Raw genomic sequence first — 17,892 nt, 5'->3', positions numbered from 1 at the left:
CTCATGAAGCGCATTCTTAGCCTGTCCGTGCTGTCGGTTCTGCTGGCGGCATGTACCACCACCTCAGAGATTCCGCCCGAATCCGGCGAACCCGGCGCCACCGGCGCGCGCCCCGCGGCCGTCGACGGCCCGCTGGTGGTGCCGTCGCTGTCGGCCCTGCCCGACACGCCGCCGCGCGCCCTGGCCGGCAAGTACAAGCCCGGCACCTGGGCCGAGATGCCGGGCTGGACCAGCGATGACCTGGCCCAGTTCTGGCCCCTGTTCCTGCGCAACTGCAAGGGGCTGATGCGGCCGACCAGCGGCAACCTGGCCGCGCCCGCGCGCGCCGCGCCGCGCGCCTGGCAGCCGGTCTGTGCCGCCGCGGCGGACTCGGCCCGGGCGCCCGCCGCCAACGATCCCGAGGGCGTGCGCCGCTTCCTGCAGACCTACCTGCAGCCGTGGCGCCTGAATGCCGCCGACGGCAAGCCGGCCGCCAACACCGTCACCGGTTACTACGAGCCGCTGGTGCGCGGCTCGCGCCGCCAGGGCGGCAACTACCAATGGCCGCTGTACGCGGTGCCGGCCGACCTGCTGACCATCGACCTGGGCTCGGTCTACCCCGACCTGGCCGGCAAGCGCGTGCGCGGCAAGCTGGACGGCAAGCGCGTGGTGCCCTACGACACCCGCGCGGCCATCGAGTCCTCCGGCCGCCGCCCGCCGGTGGTGGTGTGGGTGGATGATCCGGTCGACAACTTCTTCCTGCAGGTGCAGGGCTCGGGCCGCGTGCTGCTGACCGACGGCCCCGACAGCGGCAAGACCATCCGCGTGGCCTACGCCGACCACAACGGCCAGCCCTACGTGTCCATCGGCCGCTGGCTGGCGGACCGGGGCGAGCTGTCGGCCGACCAGGCCTCGATGCAGAACATCCGCGCCTGGGCGCAGCGCAATCCCAAGCGCGTGCCCGAAATGCTCAATGCCAATCCGGCCGTGGTGTTCTTCCGCGAAGAGCCGGTGATCGACCCCGAACTCGGCCCCAAGGGCGCCTATGGCGTCAACCTGGCGCCGAAACGCGCCATCGCGGTGGACGCCGGCTTCGTGCCGCTGGGCACGCCGGTGTTCCTGGCCACCACCTTCCCGGCCTCCGACCGGCCATTGCAGCGCCTGGTGTTCGCGCAGGACACCGGCACCGCCATCCGCGGCGCGGCGCGCGCCGACTTCTACTGGGGCTACGGCGACGAGGCCGGCCAGCAGGCCGGACGCATGAAGCAGCGTGGCCAGATGTGGTTGCTGTGGCCGAAACAGGCCGGGGAGCCGAGCGCAAGATGACACACCAGATCGTGGTTTGCGGGGCCGGCATCGTCGGCCTGTCCTCGGCCCTGGCGCTGGCCCGCCGCGGCCAGCGCGTGGCCCTGCTGGCGCCGCGCGTGACCGTGCCGCCGGCCGATCCCAACCATTACCATGCGCGCGTCTACGCCATTTCGCCCGCCAGCCAGCGTTTCCTGGCCGAGCTGGGCGTATGGGACGCGATGCCCTCGGCCCGCCTGACGCCGGTGCAGGCCATGGAGATCCATGGCGACGCCGACGGCCTGGTGCACCTGAACGCCTGGCAGGCGGCCCTGCCGCAACTGGCCTGGATCGTCGAGTCCGGCGAGATCGAGCGGGTGCTGATCCAGGCGGTGCGCATGTTCGGCATCCCCTGGCTGGAAGACCGCTGCACCGGCTACCAGGCCGGCGCGGTGGACACCGAGAGCGGCGCCCGCATCCAGGCCGAATTGTTCGTCGGCGCCGATGGCGCGGCCTCGCCGCTGCGCACCGCCGCCGGCCTCAAGCACGACGCCGTCTCCTACAACGACACCGGGCTGGTGGTGAACCTGGACGCCGAGCGCGCCCACCAGGGCACCGCCTTCCAGTGGTTCCGCGACGACGGCGTGCTGGCGCTGCTGCCGCTGCCCGACACCGCCGATGGTCCGCAGGTGTCGATGGTCTGGTCCATGCGCAACGAGCAGGCCCGGGAATTGCTGGCCTTGCCGCCCGAGGAACAGGCCGCGCGCCTGGAATCGATGCTGGAACACGCGGCGCAGGGCCGCCTGGGCCGCCTGAAGGTGCGCAGCAAGCTGCACGGTTTCCCGCTGACGCTGGAACGCGCCCAGATGGTGGCGCCCGGCATCGCGCTGGCCGGCGACGCCGCGCACCGCCTGCATCCGCTGGCGGGGCAGGGCCTGAACCTGGGCCTGGGCGACGTCGAGGCGCTGGCCCGCACCGTGGCCGGACGCGAACCCTACCGCCAGGCCGGCGACCTGCGCGTGCTGCACCGCTACCAGCGCGCCCGCGCCGAGCCGGTGCTGGCGCTGCGGCTGGCCACCGACGGCCTGCACAAGCTGTTCGGCTCGCGCGCCACGCCGCTGGTCTGGCTGCGCAATGCCGGCATGCACTGGGTCGAGCGCGCGCCGCTGGTAAAGCGCCGCCTGATCGCCGGGGCATCGACCAATTAGGGACCGGTTCCGGGGCGGAACCTGCCCGCCACTGGGCCGGTCTGATTCCCTGGAGGCCGGGCCGGGCATGGCGCCGGATCGGTTACGCTTTCGGCCAACGAAGGCGACACGTCACATACAGGAGTCCCCATGAATTTCCGTTTTTCCGCCACGCTGGCCGCCTGCTTCATGGCCGCGGGCCTGGGCCTGTCGGCCGGCGCCCAGGCGCAGGCGACGGGCGACAAGTCCGTGTCCACCAGCACGGTCGGCCAGGCGGGCAAGGGCAGCAAGAGCTATTCCACCACCCAGGTGGCGCCGGCGGACCCCGTGGCGGACGCGGTCAAGGACCGTTTCAAGCAGCGCTTCACCGGCATGGACGTGACCGCCGTGCGCCGCACGCCCTATGGTCTGTTCGAAGTGCAGCTGGGCATGGACCTGCTGTACACCGACGAAAAGGTGACCTGGGTCATGGAAGGGCCGTTGATCGACGCCATGACGCGCCGCGACGTCACCCGCGAGGCGCAGGAAAAGCTCGGCTCCATCCCGTTCGACCAGTTGCCGCTGGACCTGGCCATCAAGCAGGTCAAGGGCGACGGCTCGCGCAAGGTCGCCATCTTCGAGGACCCCAACTGCGGCTACTGCAAGCAGTTGCGCAAGACGCTCGAAGACGTCAACAACCTGACCGTCTACACCTTCCTGTATCCGATCCTGTCGCCCGACTCCAACGTCAAGGTGCGCGACGTCTGGTGCGCGAAGGACCCGGGCCAGGCCTGGGACGACTGGATGCTGCGCGGCCAGAAGCCGGCCACCGCCAATTGCAGCGTGCCTGAAGACAAGCTGCTGGCGCTGGGCAAGCAACTGATGGTGCGCGGCACGCCCACCTTGTTCTTCGCCGACGGCACGCGCATCAGCGGCGCGCTGCCGCTGGACCAGCTCAAGGCCCGATTGAACTGACCGGCGCGGGTCGCGTCGGCCGGGCGGCTGGCGCGGCAAGCGCCACGCCACCCGGAGACAGACTTGAAAATCGCAATACTCGACGATTACCACGACGTCGCCAAGCGCTACGCGGATTGGGGATCCCTGGGCGGCGACGCCGAAGTGCGGATCTTCAACAACTTCATTCCCGATGACCAGGTCCTGGCCACGCTCGAGCCCTTCGACGTGATCGTGGCCATGCGCGAGCGCACGCCGTTCCCCGCCGACCGCATCCGCGCGCTGCCGAACCTGCGCCTGCTGGTCACCACCGGCATGCGCAACAACGCCATCGACATGCCGGCCTGCGCCGCGCAGGGCATCGTGGTCAGCGGCGCGCCCGGCAGCGCCGACGCCAACACCGCCACCGCCGAACTGGCCTGGGCCCACATCCTGGGCCTGTTCAAGCACCTGCCCGCCGAAGACGCGGCCATGCGCCGCGGCATGTGGCAGACCGCCATGCCCGAGCCGCTGGCCGGCAAGCGGCTGGGCGTGCTGGGGCTGGGCAAGCTGGGCAGCGCGGTGGCCAAGGTCGGTCAGGCGTTCGGCATGGACGTGGTGGCCTGGAGCCCCAACCTGACCGACGAGCGCGCCGCCGAGGCGGGCGTCACGCGGCTCGACAAGCACGAGCTGTTCGCCACGTCCGACGTCATCAGCCTGCACCTGATCCTGTCCGATCGCAGCCGCCACATCGTCGACGCCGCGGCGCTGGCCGCGATGAAGCCGACGGCCTACCTGGTGAACACCTCGCGCGCCGGCCTGGTGGACCAGGCGGCGCTGATGGACGCGCTGGTGAAGTTCCGCATCGCCGGCGCCGGCCTGGACGTCTATCCGGAAGAGCCGCTGTCGCCCACCGACAATGTGCGCGACCTGGACAACGTGATCCTGACGCCGCACCTGGGCTACGTCAGCCGCGAGAACTTCGAGGCCTTCTACCGCAACGCGCTGGAGGCCGTGAAGGCCTGGCGCGGCGGCCAGCCGGTGCGGGTGCTGAACGCCTGAAGCGCCATTCTTGAGGCGGCTCGGCAATGAAAAGGCCCCGGCGCTTCGTCCCTCGCGGGTCGGAACATCGGGGCCTTTTGCCGTCCGCGCCGCGCGCGGAGGGGGCGGCGGTCAGCCGCGCGTGAAGGTCACTTTCTTTTCGACGATGCCGGCCGCGTTGGGCGTGGCGGGCGTATCGCCACAGGCCTCGTCCGCTTCGTCCGACGGATCGACCGCGTCGAACGCCGTGTCGCCGTTGGCGTCGGGCACGCCGGTCGGCTTGAGGCCGACGAAGTCGAACAGGTCGCGGTCCATCAGGTGCGACGGCACCACGCGCGACAGCGCGTTGAAGACGTTCCACGAGCGGCCCGGATGCTGCTTGTCCCATTCCTTGATCATGCGGCCGACTTCCTTGCGCTTCAGGTTTTCCTGGGAGCCGCACAGGTTGCAGGGAATGATCGGGAACTGCTTGAGTTCGGCGTAGGCGATCAGGTCGGTTTCCGGCACGTAGGCGAGCGGGCGGATGACCGTGTGGCGGCCGTCGTCGGACACCAGCTTGGGCGGCATGCCCTTGGCCTTGCCGCCGTAGAACAGGTTCAGGAAGAACGTGCCCAGGATGTCGTCGCGGTGATGGCCCAGCGCGATCTTGGTGGCGCCCAGTTCCGAGGCTACGCGGTACAGGATGCCGCGGCGCAGGCGCGAACAGAGCGAGCACATCGTCTTGCCCTCTTCGAGCACGCGCGTGACGATCGAGTAGGTGTCCTGCGTCTCGATGTGGAACGGCACGCCCAGCTCGGTCAGGTAGCGCGGCAGGATGTCGGCGGGAAAGCCGGGCTGCTTCTGGTCGAGGTTGACCGCGACCAGCTCGAACGGGAACGGCGCGCGCTTCTGCAGCTGGAGCAGGATGTCCAGCATGGCGTAGGAGTCCTTGCCGCCCGACAGGCACACCATCACGCGGTCGCCCGCCTCGATCATGTTGTAGTCGGACAGGGCGCGGGTGGTCTCGCGCGCCAGGCGCTTGGTGAGCTTGTTGCCTTCGTGGCGGGCTTTTTTCTCGTCGGGCCGCCCCACGGGAAAAACGCCCCCTTGGGGGGCAGCAAGCGCGCTTTGCGCGTGCGGCGTGGGGGCCTTGATTTCTTCGGCTTCGGTGCGGAAGCGGACTTCGGGGGGAGTGGCGATATCGTTCATGGTCAACGCGAGATCTGGATTTCCACGCCCACCGCCGCACAGTCGGAAAAGGCCATGGGCTTGCTGATGCGCAGGCGCAGCGAGCGGATTTCATGGAAGTCGGCCAACAGGCGCGCGGCGACTTGTTCCACCAGGGTTTCGATCAGGTTCACGTGCGCCTGGGTGCATTCCTCGACGATGGCCTCGCGCAGGCGGCGATAGTCCAGCACGCTGTGGATATCGTGGTCGTCGACCGAGCGCTGGATGTCGACATCGAACTCGGCATCGACGTGCAGCGGCTGGGTGGCGCGGCGTTCGTGTTCGAGGATGCCGATGCGGGCGTCGAGCGCGAGTCCGGAAAGGATGATGCGGCGTGTGGGCATGATGAAAACCTGGGTGGAATCCCGGAATTGTAAGGCGGCGGCGGACCGGGCCGGCGCGCTGGCTACAATTCGGCCATGGCCGGGCGCCCGCGCGAGGGCGGGGACGGCGAACAAGGGATGAAATGCAACAGATGCACGATGCGGTCATTGTAGGCGGCGGCCCGGCCGGCGCCTCCTGCGCCCTCTGGCTGGCCCGGTTGGGCCTGGCGCCGCTGCTGGTCGAGGCCAGCGGCCGCCTGGGCGGCCTGAGCGTGGACAACCCGTTCGCCGATGACTGGATCGCGGTGCTGCCCGGCATGACCGGCCAGCAGGTGGCCGCCAATATCGATACCAGCGTGCGCGCCGCCGGCGTGCCGCTGCGCCTGGACACCCGGGTGACCGCGGTGCGCCCGTGCAAGGGCGGCATCGAGGCGACCCTGGCCGACGCCAATGGGGACGTATCGCAGGCGCGCGGCCGCACCCTGGTGATCGCCTCGGGCGTGCGCGCCAAGGGCTTTCCGGAACATCCGCCAGGCTCGCAATGGCCGGGGGTGCTGATCGGGCCGGGTTCGCCGATCGTGGCGCAGGATTACTCCGGCCTGTCGGTGGCCGTGCTGGGCGGGGGCGACAACGCCTTCGAGAACTACGTCTATGTGCGCAACCGTGGCGCCCGCGCCGTGCATCTGTACGCCCGCAGCGTGCGGGCCCAGCAGCAATGGGTGCTGCGCGCCGGCAAGGAAGGCGTGCGCATCGGCCCCTACCAGGTCGACCCGGCCACGCGCAGCGTCGACGGCCAGCGCTACGACCTGATCCTGGTGTTCTACGGCTGGGAGCCGCAGGCGGCGTTTGCCGACGGCCTGCAGCTGGCGCGCGACGAGCGTGGCTACATCCGCACCGATTTCGCCACCGCCGAGACCAGCGTGCCGGACATCTACGCCATCGGCGAGGTGGCCCACCGCATGCATCCCTGCGTAGTCACGTCGATGGCGGACGGCGTGGTGGCCGCCAAGGCGATCCAGCGGCGCTGGGAACGCGCCGGGGAATAACGCCGGGCGCGTTGGCGGGCGGATACCTGTCCGGTTTGAGTTCCGGCAGCGCACGGGTAATAATAATTATTCTCAAATAAGCCTGTCCGGTCCTCCCGGATCGTTTCCCATGTTCCATTCCCGCGCCGGCCGTGCCACGGCCGCCGCCGATTTCCATCGCGTCGACGCGGCCTTCGACCTCGCCAACGGCCGCGGCCTGCGCGCCGGCGTGTTCCGCCGCGGCCGCACCGAATGGCGCGAAGAAGCGCTGTACCCCGGCCTCAAGGTCATCCTGCTCGACGGGCGCGTCAGCAGCCGGGTCGAGGACCGCCCGCCGCTGGCGCTGCGCGGCCCGGTGCTGTGCCTGGCCTGGACGCCGGGGCAGGCCAGCGGCGCGGACGCGTTCGAGGCCGGCGTCGACCAGCAGTTCACGCTGGCCACGCTGCCGGCGGCGCAACTGCGCGACGAGCTGGGCATCGATCCCGATTTCCTGCGCGGCCTGGACCCCGCCGCGGGCGCCGACGGCCCGGTCGTCTGGCATGGCGCGGCGGGCCGCGAGGCGCGGCGCATCGCCGCCCAGGTGCGGGTCTGCCGCTACGAGGGCGCGGCGCGCGCGCTGTATCTGGCGGCCAAGAGCCTGGAGCTGGCGGCGGTGGCCCTGGCCCAGGCCGGGCAGGCGTTGCCGGCCGGCCGCGCGGCGTCGCCGGTGGCCGCGGCCCGCGAACTGGACGCGGCGCACGAGGCGCATCGCCGCCTTGCCGCCGACCTGCGCGAGGCGCCGTCGACGGCGGCGCTGGCGCGCGAACTCGGGCTCAACGCGCGTCAGCTGGACCTGGCGTTCAAGCGCGCCTTCGGCGTCAGCATGGCGCGCCATCTGCAGGAAACGCGCCTGACGCGCGGCCGCGAGCTGATCCTGAACGGCGGCCTGAGCGTGTCTGAGGCGGCCTGGCACGTGGGCTACGCGCCCGCGCATTTCTCGGTGGCCTTCCGGCGCCGTTTCGGCGCCGCGCCCAGCAGCCTGCGCTGAACCCGCGCCGGCCCCGTCCGACATGGCGGACGCGGGCGTCAATGCGCCAGCAGGAACCCCAGCACCGCCTCGCGGAATTCCTCCGGACGTTCGATGTTGGACAGGTGCACGGCCTCCAGCAGGCGCCATTGCGCGCCGGGCACGGTCGCGGCGATCTGTTCGCCGTGGCTGGCGGCGGTGACGGTGTCGTCGCGGCCCGCGATCACCAGCGTCGGCCGCGGAATCAACGCGATGGTGCGGCGCAGGTCGGCATCGCGCACCGCCGCGAACGCGCCCGCCAGGCCGTGCCGGTCGGTGTTCAGCAACATGTCGCGGAACGTGTCGATGACCGGTCCGCCGGCCTGCAGCATCGCGGCCGGGAACCAGTTCGCCAGGAAGGTCTCGGCGGACGCCTTCATGTCCGGCGCCCGCAGGGTGGCGGCGATGCGCTCGTCCCATTGCGGCGCGGGCCCGAGGTAGGGCGAGGTGTTGGCCAGGATCAGGCGGTCGATGCGGTCCGGCGCATGCACGCCCAGCCATTGGCCGATGATGCCGCCCAGCGACAGGCCGAGGAAGTGGGCGCGGTCCACGCCCAGCGCATCGAACAGCTCCAGCACGTCGCGGCCGAGCCGGTCCAGCGAATAGGGGCCGGCCGGCACGCTGGAATCGCCATGGCCGCGGGTGTCGAAGCGCAGCACGCGGAAGTGCCGCGCCAGCGCCGGCGCCAGGCCGTCCCACATGCGCAGCGTGGTGCCGATGGAGTTGGACAGGGCCAGCACCGGCAGGCCGGCGTCGCCGTCCCAGCGGTAGGCGATGCGGGCGCCGTCGCCCGTGGTGATGAAAGTCGTGTCGGTAGGCATGATGAGCGTCCTGTCATGTATGAGGGGGATGCGGGGCTCGGGGCGATGTCGCGCTCATCTGCCGGGCCGGGCAACGGTGTCGACCGTGAGACGGATCGTAGTTGCGGCCCATCCTGAAAGAAATTACAAAGATTGCACAGTCACTGTAGGAAAACCTGACATGAGCGAATTCACGCTGCACGACCTGCAGTGCTTTGACGCGGTGGTGCGGGCCGGCGGCTTCCAGGCCGCGGCCGAGACACTGCATCGCTCGCACCCCGCGGTGTTCGCGGCCGTGGCCAAGCTGGAACGGCAACTGGACCTGGCGCTGCTGGACCGCAGCGGCTACCGGGTGCGGCCCACCGCCGCCGGGCAATCGTTCCATGCGCGCGCCCAGGCGCTGTTGCGCGAACTGGCGGGCCTGCGGGCCCATGCCGAGCAACTGGCGATGGGCCAGGAAAGCGAATTGAACGTGGTGATCGGCGACTTCTGTCCGCGCCCGCTGCTGCTGGGGCTGTTGGGCCAGTTCTTCGCGCAGTGGCCGGCCACGCGCCTGAACCTGCACTTCGAGGCCGTGACCGGGCCGTGGGAACGGCTGCTGGATGGCGATGCCGACCTCATCCTGCATCGAGTGGAACCGGGCGACGCGCGCATCGAATGGCTGGAACTGGGCAGCGTGCCGTTCGTGCCGGTGGCCGCGCCCGGCTATCTGGCGCCGGCTCCGCGCACGTTGCGGCCCGAGCACCTGCGCGACTACACCCAATGCGTCATGCGCGACACCGCCCGCCACACGCCGGCGCGCGACTACTTCATGGTCGAGGGGGCGCGCCAGTGCACCGTGGCCGACCAGCTGATGAAGAAGGAGATCATCCAGCAGGGCCTGGGCTGGGGTCACATGCCGCGTTTCCTGGTCGAGGATGAATTGCGCGACGGCCGCCTGCTGTCGCTGGCCAACCGCCACCTGCCTGGCAGCACCGAGACGCTGGCCGCCGCGCGGCGCGCCGACCGGCCGCAGGGGCCGGTCATGGCGCGCCTGTGGGACACCCTGCGCGCGCACGCGCCGGCCATCCGCCAGGCGGTGTCGCCAGTGAAAAAACGAAAGCCTTAATCCGGAATTCGAAAGCCTTTTGCATTGCCCGCCGCGGCGCCGTTGAAGATGATTATCAATCTTGTTGAACGGGCTGGAAGCGGAGGCAATGGTGGGTATCGAGACAGGTGGAACGCGCGCCGCATGGCTGCGGCGCGGCGCCATGATGATGGGCCTGGCGGCGGGCGCGCACGCCGGTGCGCAAACGGCTGGGCCGGCCGGGACGGCCACGCTGGCGCCGGTGACGGTGCGGGGCGAGCAGGTCGGCGTCACCGAAGGCAGCGCGTCCTACACCGCGCCCAGCGTCACCATCGGCGGCAAGCTGCCGCTGTCGCTGCGCGAGATCCCGCAGTCGGTCTCCGTCATCACGCGCCAGCGCATCGAGGACCAGAACCTGGCGTCGCTGGAGGACGCCATGGCGCAGACGCCGGGCATCACCATCGACCTGATGGGCACCGCCGCGGTCCCGCAGTTCTATTCGCGCGGCTTCCAGATCGAGTATTTCCAATACGACGGCGTGCCGATGCAGACCGGCGGCGCGTCGTGGGCGCAGCCCGACCTGTTCATGTTCGACCACGTCGAGCTGCTGCGCGGCGCGGCGGGCCTGTTCAACGGCGCGGGCCAGCCGGGCGGCGTCATCAACCTGGTGCGCAAGCGTCCCGCGCGCGAGCTGCAATTCAGCGGCTCGGCCAGCGCCGGATCGTGGGACAACTATCGCGGCGAACTCGACCTGTCGACGCCGCTGAACGCGTCGGGCTCGGTGCGCGGCCGCATCGCCACCGCGCAGGAAGACCGCAAGTATTTCTACGACGTGGCCAATTCGCGGAAGCAGGCCTACTACGGCATCGTCGAGGCCGACCTGGGCGAGCGCACGCTGCTGACCGTGGGCGGCAGCTACCAGAAGCGCGACTGGCTGCCCTACATGATGCAGCTGCCGCGCTACAAGGACGGCGGCGATCTCGGGCTGACGCGCGGCACGTATCTGGGCGCCGACTGGAACCGCTGGGACTTCGAGAACACGCAGGTGTTCGCCGAGCTGGCGCACCAGTTCTCGTCGGACTGGACCGTCAAGCTCAACGTCAACCAGGCCGAGGAGACCAGCAAGCTCAAGTACGCCTACGTGCGCGGCGCCGTCGATCGCCAGACCGGCCTGGGGCCGCGCCTGTACGGCGGCGGCAACCAGTACCGCAATGAACAGCTGGGCGTGGACCTGATGGTGACCGGCGCGTTCGAGGCGCTGGGACGCCGCCACGAACTGGTGTTCGGCGGCAACTGGTACGACCGCAGCGCGCGCGCCTACAACGCCTATTCGCTGCCGGGCTTCGCGGCGCGGCCGGTGGACGTCTTCCATTACGACGTGCACGACTATCCGGAGCCGGCCGATCCGCAATGGGGCAGCAAGAGCGACGTCAAGACGCGCCAGTCGGGCATCTACGCGATGGCGCGCCTGAAGGTCGCCGACCCGCTGACGCTGGTGCTGGGCTCGCGCATGAGCTGGTGGCGCACGCAGAGCACCAACCTGATCAGCGGCCGCGGCGACCCGGCCATCAGCGAGCATGGCCGCATGACGCCGTATGCCGGTCTGGTCTACGACATCGACAGCCACTGGACCGCCTACGCCAGCTACGCCGACATCTTCCGCGTGCAGAGCGACCTGCGTTCGGCCAGCGGCGGATCGCTGCCGCCGGTGGTCGGTTCCAACTACGAGGCGGGCCTGAAAAGCGAATGGCTGGACGGCAAGCTGAACGCCTCGTTCGCGCTGTTCCGCATCACCGAACGCAACCGCGCGCAGCGCGACCCGAACTACCCCGAGGTCGGCGATTGCTGCTACGAGGCCAGCGGCCAGGTGCGCAGCCAGGGCTTCGAGACCGAGGTGTCGGGGCGGCTCGCGCCGGGCTGGGAAGTGGCGGGGGGCTACACCTTCAACACCACGCGCTACCTGAAGGACAACGCCAACGGCGGCGCGGTCTTCCGCACCTTCACGCCCCGGCACATCTTCCAGCTGTGGACCACCTATCAGCTGCCGGGCCAATGGAACCGCTGGAGCGTGGGCGGCGGCGTCAACGTCAAGAGCGGCATCTACACCGAAAGCGCGGCGCAGGGGCCGGTCAGCGGCAGTTCCGTGCGCGTGTCGCAAGGCGGCTACGCGATCTGGAACGCGCGCGTCGGCTACCGCGTCAACGAGCACGTCTCGCTGGGGCTGAACGTCAACAACCTGTTCGACAAGGTCTATTACCAGCGCCTGGGCAACGCCGACATGGGCAACGCCTATGGCGAGCCGCGCAGCGTCATGCTGAGCATGCGCGTCAAGTACTGACGCCGGCCTGGAACGCATCAACCAAGTGCCTTCAGGGCACGCATCACAAGGAGAACACCATGCACGCTTTCCTGTCGCAGCCATTGCGCGCCGCCGTCCTGGGGCTGGCGCTGTGCGCGGGCGCCATGGCGCAGTCCGCCGCGCCGGCGCCCGCCACTCCGGCGTTGGCGCCCGCCGCGTCCGCCTGGGCCGCCGGCGAGTACCGCTGGCACATCGACGATCGCAACGGCGAGCCGCCCTACGCCTTGCGGCTGTACGTGCAGCCGCTGCCGTCGGGCGATTACGTCCTGACCGGCAGCCTGCTGCTGGACGATGCCGAACTCGGCGCCCACGGTTCGGCGCGCTTGCGCGATGGCAAGCTGGTGCTGGACTTGATCGCCAGCGGCGGCGTGCTGCAGGCGCCGATGGACGAGGGCAAGCGCCGTCTCTATCCCAAGGGCAAGGCGCCCGCGCGGGTGGACTCGGCCGGCTTCGCGACGATGCGCGCGCTGCTCGATCCGCAATCGCTCGAAGGCGTGGTGCAGCGCTACCAGACCAACGTCGTCACCGGCCACCACGTGCAGGGGCCGATGTACGCCAATAGCGTGATCCGCCGTATGCCCTAGTCCGGCGGCGAGGCCGCGTCCGGTAAGGGAAAATACGCATGGCATGAGGCCGTGCGCTTCTTCAGAATGCCTTCCAGACGCAAGATCGTCTTCCAATTTTCGCCGACTGCCAGTGTTGCCAGTCAGGCGTGGGGCAAAAAGGCCCGAGCCGGAGTTTCCGGCTCGGGCCTTTTCGTTTTCCGTTTGCACATCGTCTTCTTTCGAATGGCGCAACGACGCGCCGTGGGCGGAGCTTTGCCCGAAGCAAGGTGCATGACGGTCGGACGGTTGTCGTCGTGATGTGGCTGCCTCTGGTGACCGCCCAATCCCGGGCGGCCAGGCCGCAGGCTTGCCTTCGGAAACGCACAGGAGCGTATCGATGAGCGCATACAACCGCCGCCGCTTTTTGCAGCACAGTGGTTCCATGGTCCTGCTGGGCGCCACGTCGGGGATGGCCGCATTGCCCCGCGCCGCGTTCGCGCAGGACGCCACCGTGAAACTTGGCCTGCTGCATTCGCTGTCGGGCACCATCGCCATCGCCGAGGCGTCGCTGGTGGACGCCGAGAAACTGGCGATCGAGGAGATCAACGCCGCGGGCGGCGTGATGGGCCGCAAGATCGAGCCGGTGGTCGAGGACGGCGCCAGCGAGAACGCCGTGTTCGCCGAGAAGGCGCGCAAGCTGCTGGACCGCGACAAGGTGGCGGCCATCGTCGGCTGCTACACCTCGGCCTCGCGCAAGGCGCTGCTGCCGGTGCTGGCGCGCAGCAAGGGCCTGTTGTACTACCCGACCTACTACGAAGGGCAGGAGCAGGATGCGCGCGTGTTCTACCCGTCGCAGGAGGCCACGCAGTCGGTGATCGCGGCGGTCGAGTGGATGGCGCGCGAGAAGGGCAAGACCTTCTTCCTGGTGGGCTCGGACTACATCTATCCGCGCACCTGCAACAAGATCGCCAAGCCGGCCATCGCGCACATGGGCGCCAAGGTGGTGGGCGAGGAATACGCGCCGCTCGGGCACACCGAGTTCTCGTCCATCATCAACAAGATCAAGGCCGCCAAGCCGGAGTGCATCTACAGCACGGTGGTGGGCGGCTCCAACGTGGCCTTCTACAAGCAGCTGCGCGCGGCGGGACTGGACGGCACTCGCGTGGTGCTGCTGTCCACCGTGGTGTCCGAGAACGAGATCGAGGGCATCGGCAAGGACAACGCGGCCGGCTACTACGCCTGCATGGGCTATTTCCAGAGCCTGAAGAATCCGGCCAACGAGAAATTCGTCAAGGACTTCAAGGCCAGGTACGGGCAGGACCGCGTCATCGGCGATCCGATGGAGGTGGCCTACAACAGCGTCTACCTGTGGAAGCTGGGCGTGGAGAAGGCCGGTTCGTTCGATCCCGACAAGGTCATCGCGGCCTCGGCCGGCCTGACGCTGGAGGCGCCCGAGGGCACGGTGCGGGTGCACGAGAAGAACCACCACGTCTGGAAGAAGGTGCGGGTGGGCCGCGCGCGGCCCGACGGCCAGTTCGACGTGGTGTGGGAATCGGCCGACCTGATCGAACCCAATCCCTTCCCGAAGCTGTAGGCCGGGCCCGCAGGACGCCGGCGGCCGCGCCGCCGGCGGTGGCAACGCGACATGGAACGCGATCATGAACATCGACATCGCCGCAATGCAGCTTTTCAACGGGATCAGCCTGTTCAGCATTCTGCTGCTGATGGCGATCGGCCTGGCCGTGGTGTTCGGCCTGATGGGCGTCATCAACATGGCGCACGGCGAGCTGATGGCCATGGGCGCCTACACCACCTACCTGGTGTCGGTGGCGTTCCAGCACTGGGCGCCGGGGTGGATGGACATCTATCTGTTCGTGGCGATTCCGCTGGCGTTCCTGGTGACCTCGGCATTCGGCTACCTGCTGGAGCGCGGCTTCATCCGCTGGTTCTACAACCGGCCGCTGGACACGCTGCTGGCGACCTGGGGCCTGAGCCTGATCCTGCAGCAGGCCTACCGCTCGATCTTCGGCGCGCAGGAGGTCAGCGTGCCGCTGGCGTCGTGGCTGAGCGGGGCGTGGGAACCCACGCCCGACCTGCAGTTTCCGCTGAACCGCATCTTCATCCTGGGCCTGACGCTGCTGGTGGCGATCGGCGTCTACCTGCTGCTGTACCGCAGCGCCTGGGGCCTGCGGGTGCGCGCGGTGACGCAGAACCGCGCCATGGCGGGGGCCGTCGGCATCAACACGCGGCGGGTCGACGCGCTGACGTTCGCGCTGGGCTCGGGCCTGGCCGGCATCGCGGGCTGCGTCTTCACCATGATCGGCTCGACCAACCCCGGCACGGGTCAGCTGTACATCGTCGATTCCTTCATCGTGGTGGTGTTCGGCGGCGTGCAGAGCCTGCTGGGCACGGCGTTCTCGGGGCTGGCGATCGCGCAGTCGCAGACCACGCTGGAATACCTGATGAGCGGCTCGATGGCCAAGGTCACCATCCTGGTGCTGGTGATCGTGGTGCTGTACTTCCGCCCCAACGGGCTGTTCGCCACCAAGACGCGAGGATGACGCGATGAAGGCATTGCACCGCAGGACCGAAGAGATCGCGCTGGCGCTGGTGGCGCTGCTGATCCTGGCCGTGTTGCCGCTGACGCTGGATCCGTTCCGGCTCAACCTGGTCGGCAAGTACATGGCGTTCGCCTTCGTCGCCATCGGCATCGTGCTGACCTGGGGCTACAGCGGCGTGCTGAGCCTGGGGCAGGGCATCTTCTTCGGCCTGGGCGGCTACATGATGGCCATGTTCCTGAAGCTGGAAGCGTCCGCGCCCGACCTGCCCGATTTCATGGTGTGGAGCAGCGTCGACAGCCTGCCGGTGTGGTGGCTGCCGTTCCATTCGCTGGGCTGGACGCTGCTGCTGATCGTGGCCTTGCCCGGGCTGGCGGCGTACCTGTTCTCGCTGGCGATCTTCCGCAAGCGGGTCAGCGGCGTGTACTTCGCCATCGTGACGCTGGCGCTGGCTATGACGCTGACGGTGCTGATCATCGGCCAGCAGGGCGACACCGGCGGCGCCAACGGCATCACCGATTTCCGCACGCTGCTGGGCTGGGACATCGTCGGCGACGACGGCAAGCTGGTGCTGTACCTGATCGAGGCGGCGGCCCTGACGCTGGCCATGCTGGCGGCGCTGGCGATCGTGCGCAGCCGGCTCGGCAAGATCCTCATCGCCATCCGCGACCGCGAGGACCGAGTGCGCTTCTCGGGCTACGACACGGCGCACGTGAAGGCCTGCGTGTTCTGCGTGGCGGCGGTGCTGTCGTCCATCGGCGGCGCGTTCTTCACCTTGCAGGTGGGGCTGATCTCGCCGGGGGCCATCGGCGTGGTGGCGTCGATCGAGATGGTGATCTATGCGGCGGTCGGCGGCCGGCTGTCGATCCCGGGCGCCGTGGTCGGCGCGCTGCTGATCGGCTTTCTCAAATCCTATCTGTCCGAGACGTTCCCCGAGATCTGGCTGTACTTCCTGGGCGCCATCTTCATCGTGGTGGTGGTGGCGATGCCCAATGGCCTGGCCGGGGTGGTCAGCCAGTTGCAGGCGCGCCGCGCCGCCGGAGGGGCGCGATGAGCACCGCCCTGGATATGACGGAGTCGCCCGCCATGGACATGCGCATCGACCGCCCGAGCGCCGGCGCCATCCTGAGCGTCGAGGATCTGACCGTGTCGTTCGACGGCTTTCGCGCCGTCGACGGCCTGAGCCTGAGCGTGGCGCAGGACGAGCTGCGCGTCATCATCGGCCCCAACGGCGCCGGCAAGACCACGCTGCTGGACATCATCTGCGGCAAGACCCGGCCGTCCGCCGGTCGGGTCATGTTCGAGGGCCGCGACCTGGTGCGCATGGCCGAGTTCGACATCGTGCGCGCCGGAGTCGGCCGCAAGTTCCAGACGCCGTCGGTGTACGAAGACCTGACGGTGCTGGAGAACTTCGAGATCTCGCTGCCGAACGCGCACGGCGTGATCCGGTCGTTGCGCTTTCGCCGCACCGGCGAGGTGCGCGCGCGCATCGAGGCGATGGCGGCGCAGGTGTTCCTGGCCGACCGGCTGGCGGAAAAGGCCGGGCGCCTGAGCCACGGCCAGAAGCAGTGGCTGGAGATCGGCATGCTTCTGATGCAGGAGCCGCGCCTGTTGCTGCTGGATGAACCGGTGGCCGGCATGAGCCCGCGCGAACGCGAACAGACCGCCGAGCTGCTGGCGCGCATCGCGCGCGGCAAGTCGGTGGTGGTGATCGAGCATGACATGGACTTCGTCAAGCGCATCGCCCACAAGGTCACCGTGCTGCACCAGGGCCGCCTGCTGAGCGAGGGCAGCGTGGCCGAGGTGCAGGCCGATCCGCGCGTGCTCGACGTATACCTCGGCCATTGACAGGGAGGCCCCCAATGTTCCGCATCGACAGGTTGAATGTGAGCTACGGCGAATCGCACGTCATTCGCGACGTCAGCTTCGAGGTGGCGCCGGGCGAATCGGTGGCCATCATGGGCCGCAACGGCATGGGCAAGACCACCTTGCTCAAGGCGCTCATCGGCATGCTGCGCTCCGGCTCGGGCAGCATCCGGCTCGACGACGCCGAGCTGGCCGGACTGGAGAGCTACCAGCGGGTGCGCAACGGGCTGGCCTTCGTGCCGCAGGGCCGCATGATCTTCCCGTTCCTGACGGTCGAGCAGAACATCATGACCGGCGCCGAGCGCAGCGGCCTGAAGGCGGTGCCGGACTACCTGTACCGCTTCTTTCCGGTGCTGCAGGAGATGAGCCGGCGCAAGGGCGGCAACCTGTCGGGCGGGCAACAGCAGCAACTGGCGATCGCCCGCGCGCTGATCTCCAATCCGCGGGTGCTGATCCTGGACGAACCCACCGAGGGCATCCAGCCTTCCATCATCAAGGACATCGCGCGGGCGCTGAACGCGCTGCGGCAAGAGCGCGGCTTCGCCATCGTCGTCTCCGAACAGATGCTGGGTTTCGCGCTGGACCTGGCCGACCGCTTCCTGGTCATCGACCGGGGCCGCATCGTGCACGAGGCCGGCCGGGCCGGCGTGGACCAGGACAAGATCAGGTCTTTCCTGACGGTATGACCGTCAACCA

The 17,892-nt window shown here is 69.2% G+C and carries 17 protein-coding genes; 14 read left to right on the top strand and 3 right to left on the bottom strand.

Going from position 1 to position 17,892, the window contains the following annotated elements; all coding sequences use genetic code 11:
- Positions 1-3: 3 nt before the first annotated feature.
- The 4 genes from I6I07_RS05365 to I6I07_RS05350 all read left to right on the top strand — a co-directional run bounded on the left by I6I07_RS05365 (position 4) and on the right by I6I07_RS05350 (position 4,424).
- A complete protein-coding gene (locus I6I07_RS05365) occupies positions 4-1,305 on the top strand; it encodes a murein transglycosylase A (RefSeq protein ID WP_198485901.1) in 1,302 nt (433 codons plus the stop codon).
- A complete protein-coding gene (locus I6I07_RS05360) occupies positions 1,302-2,471 on the top strand; it encodes a UbiH/UbiF family hydroxylase (RefSeq protein WP_198485900.1) in 1,170 nt (389 codons plus the stop codon). Before I6I07_RS05365 ends, I6I07_RS05360 begins: the two co-directional genes overlap by 4 nt.
- 129 nt (positions 2,472-2,600) lie before the next feature.
- Entirely contained in the window at positions 2,601-3,404 is an 804-nt protein-coding gene (locus I6I07_RS05355; protein ID WP_198485899.1) for a DsbC family protein, read from the top strand.
- Positions 3,405-3,467: 63 nt separating this feature from the next.
- Positions 3,468-4,424 carry a D-2-hydroxyacid dehydrogenase family protein gene (locus I6I07_RS05350; RefSeq protein WP_198485898.1) on the top strand — a complete coding sequence of 319 codons (957 nt, stop codon included), beginning with the start codon at positions 3,468-3,470 and terminating at the stop codon, positions 4,422-4,424.
- A gap of 111 nt (positions 4,425-4,535) precedes the next feature.
- Here the strand turns inward: I6I07_RS05350 and ttcA are convergent, their stop codons facing one another.
- A complete protein-coding gene (gene ttcA / locus I6I07_RS05345; RefSeq protein ID WP_420094581.1) occupies positions 4,536-5,537 on the bottom strand; it encodes a tRNA 2-thiocytidine(32) synthetase TtcA in 1,002 nt (333 codons plus the stop codon).
- Positions 5,538-5,593: 56 nt separating this feature from the next.
- Positions 5,594-5,953 (bottom strand): dihydroneopterin aldolase, encoded by a 360-nt coding sequence (folB, locus tag I6I07_RS05340; protein ID WP_006392515.1) that lies wholly within the window; start codon positions 5,951-5,953, stop codon positions 5,594-5,596.
- A 122-nt stretch (positions 5,954-6,075) separates the two neighbouring features.
- Here folB and I6I07_RS05335 point away from each other — a divergent pair, with 122 nt between their 5' ends.
- The gene (locus I6I07_RS05335) at positions 6,076-6,978 is read left to right on the top strand and encodes an NAD(P)/FAD-dependent oxidoreductase (RefSeq protein ID WP_198485897.1); all 903 of its coding nucleotides are present in this window, start codon (positions 6,076-6,078) and stop codon (positions 6,976-6,978) included.
- Positions 6,979-7,087: 109 nt separating this feature from the next.
- Positions 7,088-7,984 carry a helix-turn-helix transcriptional regulator gene (locus I6I07_RS05330; RefSeq protein WP_198485896.1) on the top strand — a complete coding sequence of 299 codons (897 nt, stop codon included), beginning with the start codon at positions 7,088-7,090 and terminating at the stop codon, positions 7,982-7,984.
- 38 nt (positions 7,985-8,022) lie between these two features.
- Here the strand turns inward: I6I07_RS05330 and pcaD are convergent, their stop codons facing one another.
- Complete coding sequence (gene pcaD, locus I6I07_RS05325; RefSeq protein ID WP_198485895.1) at positions 8,023-8,823, bottom strand: 3-oxoadipate enol-lactonase; 801 nt, start codon at positions 8,821-8,823, stop codon at positions 8,023-8,025.
- A 160-nt stretch (positions 8,824-8,983) separates the two neighbouring features.
- Between pcaD and I6I07_RS05320 the strand changes: the two genes are divergently transcribed.
- From I6I07_RS05320 to urtE, 8 genes are all read left to right on the top strand, one after another.
- Positions 8,984-9,910 (top strand): LysR family transcriptional regulator, encoded by a 927-nt coding sequence (locus I6I07_RS05320; protein WP_198485894.1) that lies wholly within the window; start codon positions 8,984-8,986, stop codon positions 9,908-9,910.
- A gap of 88 nt (positions 9,911-9,998) precedes the next feature.
- The gene (locus I6I07_RS05315; RefSeq protein WP_198485893.1) at positions 9,999-12,206 is read left to right on the top strand and encodes a TonB-dependent siderophore receptor; all 2,208 of its coding nucleotides are present in this window, start codon (positions 9,999-10,001) and stop codon (positions 12,204-12,206) included.
- Positions 12,207-12,265: 59 nt separating this feature from the next.
- On the top strand, positions 12,266-12,811 hold the full coding sequence (locus I6I07_RS05310) for a hypothetical protein (protein ID WP_198485892.1): 546 nt from the start codon (positions 12,266-12,268) through the stop codon (positions 12,809-12,811).
- A gap of 358 nt (positions 12,812-13,169) precedes the next feature.
- Positions 13,170-14,366 carry an urea ABC transporter substrate-binding protein gene (gene urtA / locus I6I07_RS05305; RefSeq protein WP_198485891.1) on the top strand — a complete coding sequence of 399 codons (1,197 nt, stop codon included), beginning with the start codon at positions 13,170-13,172 and terminating at the stop codon, positions 14,364-14,366.
- A gap of 64 nt (positions 14,367-14,430) precedes the next feature.
- Complete coding sequence (gene urtB / locus I6I07_RS05300) at positions 14,431-15,333, top strand: urea ABC transporter permease subunit UrtB (RefSeq protein WP_198485890.1); 903 nt, start codon at positions 14,431-14,433, stop codon at positions 15,331-15,333.
- Between the two features lie 4 nt (positions 15,334-15,337).
- Positions 15,338-16,384 carry an urea ABC transporter permease subunit UrtC gene (gene urtC / locus I6I07_RS05295; RefSeq protein WP_198485889.1) on the top strand — a complete coding sequence of 349 codons (1,047 nt, stop codon included), beginning with the start codon at positions 15,338-15,340 and terminating at the stop codon, positions 16,382-16,384.
- A 14-nt stretch (positions 16,385-16,398) separates the two neighbouring features.
- Positions 16,399-17,178: an urea ABC transporter ATP-binding protein UrtD gene (gene urtD, locus I6I07_RS05290; protein WP_081105253.1), complete on the top strand. Its 780-nt coding sequence runs from the start codon at positions 16,399-16,401 to the stop codon at positions 17,176-17,178.
- Between the two features lie 14 nt (positions 17,179-17,192).
- A complete protein-coding gene (gene urtE / locus I6I07_RS05285) occupies positions 17,193-17,882 on the top strand; it encodes an urea ABC transporter ATP-binding subunit UrtE (RefSeq protein ID WP_198485888.1) in 690 nt (229 codons plus the stop codon).
- The last annotated feature ends 10 nt before the right edge of the window (positions 17,883-17,892 follow it).

Source organism: Achromobacter deleyi (assembly GCF_016127315.1).
GTDB classification, from domain to species: Bacteria; Pseudomonadota; Gammaproteobacteria; order Burkholderiales; family Burkholderiaceae_B; genus Achromobacter; species Achromobacter insuavis_A.
Note: the sequence above shows the minus strand (reverse complement) of the source record. Positions and strands in the feature narration are given on the sequence as shown.